7 protein-coding genes are annotated in these 7012 nt (G+C 72.9%); all 7 read left to right on the forward strand.

Going from position 1 to position 7012, the window contains the following annotated elements:
• Positions 1–218: 218 nt before the first annotated feature.
• The 7 genes from rplM to ACR807_RS40365 all read left to right on the forward strand — a co-directional run bounded on the left by rplM (position 219) and on the right by ACR807_RS40365 (position 7007).
• Positions 219–662: a 50S ribosomal protein L13 gene (gene rplM, locus ACR807_RS40335; protein ID WP_438926818.1), complete on the forward strand. Its 444-nt coding sequence runs from the start codon at positions 219–221 to the stop codon at positions 660–662.
• Positions 659–1333 (forward strand): 30S ribosomal protein S9, encoded by a 675-nt coding sequence (rpsI, locus tag ACR807_RS40340; protein ID WP_438926819.1) that lies wholly within the window; start codon positions 659–661, stop codon positions 1331–1333. The genes rplM and rpsI overlap by 4 nt, the downstream gene beginning before the upstream one ends.
• A 138-nt stretch (positions 1334–1471) precedes the next feature.
• On the forward strand, positions 1472–2806 hold the full coding sequence (gene glmM / locus ACR807_RS40345; RefSeq protein ID WP_438926820.1) for a phosphoglucosamine mutase: 1335 nt from the start codon (positions 1472–1474) through the stop codon (positions 2804–2806).
• A 23-nt stretch (positions 2807–2829) separates the two neighbouring features.
• Complete coding sequence (locus ACR807_RS40350) at positions 2830–3171, forward strand: hypothetical protein (RefSeq protein WP_438926821.1); 342 nt, start codon at positions 2830–2832, stop codon at positions 3169–3171.
• Between the two features lie 160 nt (positions 3172–3331).
• Positions 3332–3634 carry a hypothetical protein gene (locus ACR807_RS40355; protein WP_438926822.1) on the forward strand — a complete coding sequence of 101 codons (303 nt, stop codon included), beginning with the start codon at positions 3332–3334 and terminating at the stop codon, positions 3632–3634.
• Entirely contained in the window at positions 3634–6540 is a 2907-nt protein-coding gene (locus ACR807_RS40360; RefSeq protein ID WP_438926823.1) for a WXG100 family type VII secretion target, read from the forward strand. The genes ACR807_RS40355 and ACR807_RS40360 overlap by 1 nt, the downstream gene beginning before the upstream one ends.
• Positions 6537–7007 (forward strand): hypothetical protein, encoded by a 471-nt coding sequence (locus tag ACR807_RS40365; RefSeq protein WP_438926824.1) that lies wholly within the window; start codon positions 6537–6539, stop codon positions 7005–7007. Before ACR807_RS40360 ends, ACR807_RS40365 begins: the two co-directional genes overlap by 4 nt.
• Positions 7008–7012: the final 5 nt, after the last annotated feature.

Here is a 7012-nt window from a genome sequence, read left to right on the forward strand (position 1 = left end):
ACCGGCCGCCCGCGGAGACCTCCGCGAGGGGTGCCGGCACCGGGTGAAGGGGGGTCGTTTTGACCAGCCCCGACCCCACCCGGTATCTTCCTACGTTGTTGTGCGGTACCTGGTGTGCTCTATGCGCGCCTCGTGTTCTGGTCCTCTGCCCACCTGGGGTCTCTGGCCTGAGCAACCGCCGCAATGACCCCAGACGCAAGTGACGACGAGGTAGACCCGTGCGCACGTACAGCCCGAAGCCCGGCGAGGTGACCCGAGCCTGGCACGTGATCGACGCCCAGGACGTGGTGCTCGGTCGGCTCGCCACCCAGGCCGCGACGCTGCTGCGCGGCAAGCACAAGCCGACTTACGCCCCCCACGTTGACACCGGTGACTTCGTCATCGTCATCAACGCGGACAAGGTGGCGTTGACCGGCAAGAAGCGTGACCAGGAGTTCGTGTACCGGCACTCCGGCTTCCCGGGCGGCCTCAGCCAGCGCTCGTTCGGCGAGGTGCTGGACACCCGTGCCGACCGTCTTGTCGAGAAGGCGATCAAGGGCATGCTGCCCAAGAACCGCCTCGGCCGCGCGATGGCGGGCAAGCTCAAGGTCTACACGGGCCCGAACCACCCGCACGCTGCGCAGCAGCCGCAGCAGTACGAGATCAAGAAGGTCGCCCAGTGACCGAGCCGCAGCAGACCGAGGACATCGACGTGACCACCCCTGAGGCCGACCTCGACGCCGTCGAGACCGACGCCGACGAGACCGCCCCCGAGGCTGTCGAGGGCACCGACGCCGAGGCCGCCGACGCCGCCGAGGCCGAGGGCACCGACGCCGAGGGCATCGACGCCGACACCGACGCCACCGAAGCGGACGCCACCGAAGCGGACGCTGACGAGGCCGACGCTGACGAGGCCGATGCCGACGAGGCCGCTCCGGTCGTGCGCCACACCCTGAACGCGGGTGCGCACCACCTGGCGCAGACCGTCGGCCGCCGCAAGCAGGCCATCGTCCGCGTGCGCCTCCTGCCCGGCACCGGCAAGTTCACCCTGAACGGCAAGTCGCTCGAGGCGTACTTCCCGAACAAGGTGCACCAGCAGCTCATCCGCGAGCCCCTGGTGACGACGGAGAAGCCGGAGACGTTCGACGTCATCGCGAACCTGCGCGGCGGCGGCACCACCGGCCAGGCCGGTGCGCTGCGCCTCGCGATCGCGCGTGCGCTGATCGCCGTCGACTCCGAGGACCGCCCGGTGCTGAAGAAGGCCGGCTTCCTCACCCGCGACCCCCGGGTCAAGGAGCGGAAGAAGTACGGCCTGAAGAAGGCCCGCAAGGCGCCTCAGTACAGCAAGCGCTGACCCCACTTCCGGGTCCAGCGAGCACCACCCCGCGGGAGCAGCCAGTTCTTCGTCCTACGTCGAACTGCTGCTCCCGCGGTGTTTTTGTCGGCCTTGCCAGCCCTGTGTTGCGCAATTCACGTGGAGGTCACGGCGATCATGCCTCGCCTGTTCGGCACCGACGGCGTACGCGGTCTCGCCAACGCGGACCTGACCCCCGAGCTGGCGCTGTCGCTGGCCGCCTCGGCGGCGCGCGTGCTGGCCGAGCACGACCGGTCCCACCGGCCGGTCGCCGTGGTCGGCCGCGACCCGCGCGCCAGCGGCGAGATGCTGGAGGCGGCCGTGGTGGCGGGTCTCACGTCGGCGGGCGCGGACGTGCTGCGCGCGGGCGTGCTGCCGACCCCGGCCGTGGCCCACCTGGTGGCCGCGCTGGGCGCCGACGTGGGCGTGATGATCTCCGCGTCGCACAACCCGATGCCCGACAACGGCATCAAGCTCTTCGCCGCCGGCGGGCACAAGCTGCCCGACGCGGTCGAGGACGAGATCGAGCAGAAGACGGGCGAGGGCCGCCACCGGCCGACCGGCGCGGGCATCGGCCGGGTCCGCGACATCGAGGACGCCGAGGGCCAGTACGTGCAGCACCTGCTGAAGGTGACGCCGCACCGCCTGGACGGCCTGAAGGTCGTGGTGGACTGCGCGCACGGCGCCGCGTCCGTCGCCGCCCCGGACGCCTACCGGCGGGCGGGCGCGGAGGTCGTGGAGATCCACTCCGCGCCGAACGGCCTGAACATCAACGACGGCGTGGGCTCGAACCACGTGGCGCTGCTGCGCGCCGCCGTCGTCGAGCACGGCGCGGACCTGGGCATCGCGCACGACGGCGACGCGGACCGCTGCGTCGCGGTCGACGCCGACGGCAACGACCTGGACGGCGACCAGGTGATGGCCGTGCTGGCGCTGGGCATGAAGGAGTCCGGTGAGCTGACCGACGACACGCTGGTCGCCACCGTCATGAGCAACCTCGGCCTGCACATCGCGATGCGCGAGCACGGCATCGAGGTGAAGACGACCGCGGTGGGCGACCGGTACGTGCTGGAGGAGCTGCGCGCGGGCGGGTTCGCCCTCGGCGGCGAGCAGTCCGGGCACGTCATCCTGCCCGCGCACGCCACCACCGGCGACGGCCTGCTGACCGCGCTGCGCCTGATGGCGCGCATGGCCGAGACCGGCAGGCCGCTGGCCGAGCTGGCGTCGGTCATGCACCGGCTGCCGCAGGTGCTGCTGAACGTGGTCGTGGCCGACAAGGCCGCGGTGGCCCAGGACGCGGCGGTCGGCGAGGCCGTGGCCGCCGTGGAGGCCGAGCTGGGCGACACCGGCCGGGTGCTGCTGCGCCCGTCGGGCACCGAGCAGCTGGTCCGGGTGATGGTGGAGGCGGCGACGCACGAGCTGGCCGAGTCCGCCGCCCAGCGCCTCGCCGGTGTGGTTTCCTCGGTGCACTGACGTCTCACGTCCCGGGGGTCCGGATGCTGGGCTACAGCACGTTGGCGATCATCGCGCTGGTGGTGCTCGCCGTCGTCGTGCTCGTGGTGGTGCGGGTGAAGAAGGGCCGGGGCAACCCCGGCCCCCCACCGCCGCCCGGGTACCCCGGTCAGCAGTACGGCCAGCCCCCGCACGGCCAGCCCCCGCACGGGCAGCAGCAGTACGGGCAGCAGCCGCCGTTCGGGCAGCAGCCGCAGGGCCGGCCGCCGTACGGGCCGCCCGGCCGGCCGGGGCAGCCCGGACCGCCGTACGGCCCACCGCCCGGCTCGCCGCCGCCCCCGCCCCGGCAGCCGCCCCACCCGCCCGGTCCCCCTCGGCAGGGCTGACCCGCCCCGGCGTCCACATCTGCGAGGACCGGCCGGAAAAGGTGCTCGCCCGGCCGTGCGAGCTGCCACGATGGGAACCGCGTGCCGAACGCCCGCGTCGTACCGGGCGAGTCGGTTGAGAGGGTCGTGGCCGTCGTGCCACGGAGGGGAGTGGATCGCCGTGGCCGGTTACGGCACCAGTACCGAGGCGATGCGTAAAGCCTCGAAGGGCATTTCGGATGCCGCGAAGGACACGGCCGACGAGTTGAAGAAGGTCGGCCAGACCGAGACGATCGCCCGTGATTTCGGCGAGGCGCACCAGCAGCACTTCGCCAAGTACAAGACGGGGATCGACAACTTCGGCAAGGGCATCGCGAACATGACCGGTGTGCTGGCCGGGTTCGCCGGGAAGATCGGCTCCGGCGCCGCGACCTACGACGACGTCGAGTCCACCAACGCGGGCAACGTGGGGAGCCAGTACTGATGGCCACGCCGAGCTGGAACGACGTCAAGGCCGTCCTGGACGACCCGAACGTGTCGGAGGACAAGAAGGCGGAGCTGATGCACGCCTACGTCTCCGACACCGCGCCGTGGAGCATCCCCGACGACGCCAACGCCTACAAGGACCGCTACGACACCTCCAGCTTCTGGAACTGGGGCGACGGCGCGTCCGCCGACAACGGCCTCCAGGGCCGCTACGACGAGGCCAAGGCCGAGGGCGAGTCCAACAGCTACAACTCGCGCGAGCAGACCAAGGCCGTCGAGGACGGCGAGAAGGCGCTGGACGGCAAGCAGCCGCCCACGGCGGCCGGCACGGGCGTGAAGCTGTCCGACGAGCTGTTCGACGCGGGCAAGGCCGGGCTGAAGGTCTTCGAGAAGTTCGAGCCCATCTGGAACAACCGGCCGGGCGACTGCGTCGGCAACACGCACTCCCTCAACCTCGCCGAGCACATCAACAAGCCGTACGACGAGCAGCGCGGGATCAACTTCCACAAGCTGCTCATGGAGGCCGACGAGTTCAGCGCCGCCAAGTCCCGCGTCGACGAGCTGAAGTCGGAGGTGGACGCGCAGCTCAAGGGCCTGTACGGCGAGTGGGAGGGCGCGGCGGCCCAGGCGTCGCAGGAGCACTACAGCGGCGAGCTGGTGCCGAAGGTCACCGAGCTGGGCGACGCCCTGAACGGTGCGGCGGACCTGACCCGCACGGCGGTCGGCGGCGTGTACGAGCTGTGCAAGAGCAAGGCCGACGAGGTCCTCGGCATGTACCGGGAGCAGATCGGCCAGGCGGACACGTTCATGGCGGAGAAGGTCGTCTCGTTCGCGCGCGGCGAGGGCGACTACTCCAAGGACCGGGTGCTGGAGATCGCGGGCTGGGTCGACTCGAAGACCGGCAGCAACATCGCGGACCGCATCCACTCCGACGACTGCACGCTCAACGACGAGAACCGCGACTACGCGATCAACCAGTGCAAGAAGTGGATCAGGGACTCGTTCAACACCGAGTTCTGGGGCCTCTACGAGCAGTTCAAGCAGTGCTGCGCGGAAACCAAGTCCTCTGTGGACGCGAAGTGGGACACGCTCGCCAACTACATGGCCGGGTTCGAGAACCCGTTCCCGGCGCCCGCGTCGGACCCGGGTGACGACGGCACGGGCGGCGGCACCGGCACCGGCACCGGTGGTGGCACCGGCGGTGGCGGTGGCGGCACGGGGTCGGGCGGCGGCGGTGGCGGCATGCCCAGCGGCGGTGGCGGCAGCGGCAGCGGTGGTGGCGGCGGTGTGCCGGAGATGCCCAAGCCGGAGAACCCGCTGGACAAGGACGGCGACGGCAAGCCGGACGCCCTCCAGGTCCCGGGCGACCTCGACGGCGACGGCAAGCCCGACGACCTCGACGGCGACGGCAAGCCCGACGACCTCGACGGCGACGGCAAGCCGGACGACCAGCAGGGCGGCAAGCCCGACGGCCTCAAGGGCGAGGAGGAGAACCCCGAGACCGTCACCATCAAGAGCGGCGACAACGAGATCAAGATCACCGAGCCGGACGCGAACGGCCACGTGAAGATCACCGTCGACACGCCGCAGAGCGAGCCGAAGACGTACGACGTCGACTTCAGCAACAACCCCGACGCGCTCAAGGCGCTGATGGGCCAGAACGGCGGCGCGGCACTGGCCGGGGCGCTGGCGGGTGCGACCACCGCGTCCGGCGGCGTCGCCGGGGCGGGTGCCGCGGGCGCGGCGGCGGGTGCCAACACCCTGTTCGCCCCTGGCGAAAACGCAGGTCAGGGCGGGTCTGACGCCGCCATCCCGATCGAGGCGGGCGCCGACGGCAAGGCGCTGATCGAGCTGGACGGCCTGGCCATCACGGCCGAGGTCGACCCGCTGACCGGCGAGATCAACCTGAGCGTGGACAACGGCGACGGGTCGCCGGAGCAGTACGGCGTGGAGTTCGGCGAGGACGACCCCGACGCCGGTTCGGACGCGGCGGCCACCCCCAACCTGCCGAGCGCGGACCGGCCCGGCGACGTGACCACGATGCCCGCGCCGGCCGACCGGCTGGAGTCGGCCATCGGCGCGGCGCCCGGCTTCACCGCGCCCGAGGTGGCCGCGGTGCCGGTCGCGGACAGCGGCTTCGCCGGTGGCTTCACCGAGCCGCAGGGCGCGCCCGTGCCGGTCGCGGACGGTGGTCCGGCGGCGAGCGCCTTCGGCGGGTTCACCGAGCCCCAGGGCGCCCCGACGCCCGCGGCCGGCGTCCCGCAGCCCGGTCCCGGCTTCGGTCCCGCGCCGGGCTTCGACGGCGGCGGTGGCGGTGGGTTCGGCGGCGGTCCCGGTGCCGGCGGCCCCGGCGGTGGCGGCCCGGCCTTCGGTCCCGCCCCCGGCTTCGACGGCGGCGGTGGCGGCGGCTTCGGCGGCCACGGCGGTGGCGGCGGCGGGTTCGGCGCGGCGCCCGCGTTCGACGGCCCCGTGCAGTACAACACCGAGGGCACCACGTCCGCGTCCGGCGCGTCGGTCCTCGGCGGCGGCCCGAGCGGTTTCAACGGCGCGGACTCGGTGCTGGGCGGCTCGCCGTCCGGTTCGGACAGCACGTGGAGCGCCCCGAACTCCGCCGACCAGGGCCTCGCGTCGGACACCAACGCCTCCCAGGCCGGCCAGGCCGGTTCGGCGACCCTGCCGTCCATGCACGACGGCAGCACCGCGGGCCAGCCGGGCGGGTCGGCGGTCGGCGGCGGCATGATGGGCGGCATGGCCGGCGGCACGCCCGCCGCCGGCGGTCAGCAGGGCGGTGGCGGTGACGACGAGCGCAGGAGCCCCGGGCAGTGGCGCACGACCGGCTCGCTGTTCGACGACGACGTCGCCCTGAGCCGGGTCCAGGGCGTGCTGGGTGAGGAGCGCCGATGAGCGTCGCGTCGGAGAGGCTGGCCGCGGCCAAGAGCCGCATGGACGAGATCTCGCGGGAGCACGCCGACCGGCGTGAGCTGCGGGAGCGCCGTTCGCGCGAGGCCAGGGACAAGGCGGCCGACAGCTTCTCCAAGCAGGGGCAGGTCGCGCAGAAGGTCGTCGAGCGCATCGAGGAGACCGAGGCGCGGCAGAAGGCCGCCGGCGGGTGGGGCACGCAGGCCGCGACGCAGAAGAAGCCGGACGAGTACCGCTTCGGCGCCGAGGACGACGAGCCGACCTACGAGGCCCCGGCACCGGGCGCCGCGTGGACGACGCCCGCGCCGACGCCCCCGACGACGCCGTTCCCCGCCGCCGCACCGGTCCCGCCGTCGCCCCCGCCCCCGCCGCCCGCGGCGAGGCCGGCACCCCGGCGTCCCGCGCCGGTGGACGACGACGAGGACTTCGGCGGGCAGAGCTGGCTGACGTGAGACGG

The organism is Saccharothrix sabaoui, assembly GCF_051756985.1.
Taxonomy (GTDB): domain Bacteria; phylum Actinomycetota; class Actinomycetes; order Mycobacteriales; family Pseudonocardiaceae; genus Actinosynnema.

Bases quoted from the DNA above. Each gene is read 5' to 3' on its own strand.
- glmM (WP_438926820.1), top strand. From the start codon at position 1,472: ATGCCTCGCCTGTTCGGCACCGACGGCGTACGCGGTCTCGCCAACGCG.
- ACR807_RS40350 (WP_438926821.1), top strand. From the start codon at position 2,830: ATGCTGGGCTACAGCACGTTGGCGATCATCGCGCTGGTGGTGCTCGCC.
- ACR807_RS40360 (WP_438926823.1), top strand. From the start codon at position 3,634: ATGGCCACGCCGAGCTGGAACGACGTCAAGGCCGTCCTGGACGACCCG.
- ACR807_RS40365 (WP_438926824.1), top strand. From the start codon at position 6,537: ATGAGCGTCGCGTCGGAGAGGCTGGCCGCGGCCAAGAGCCGCATGGAC.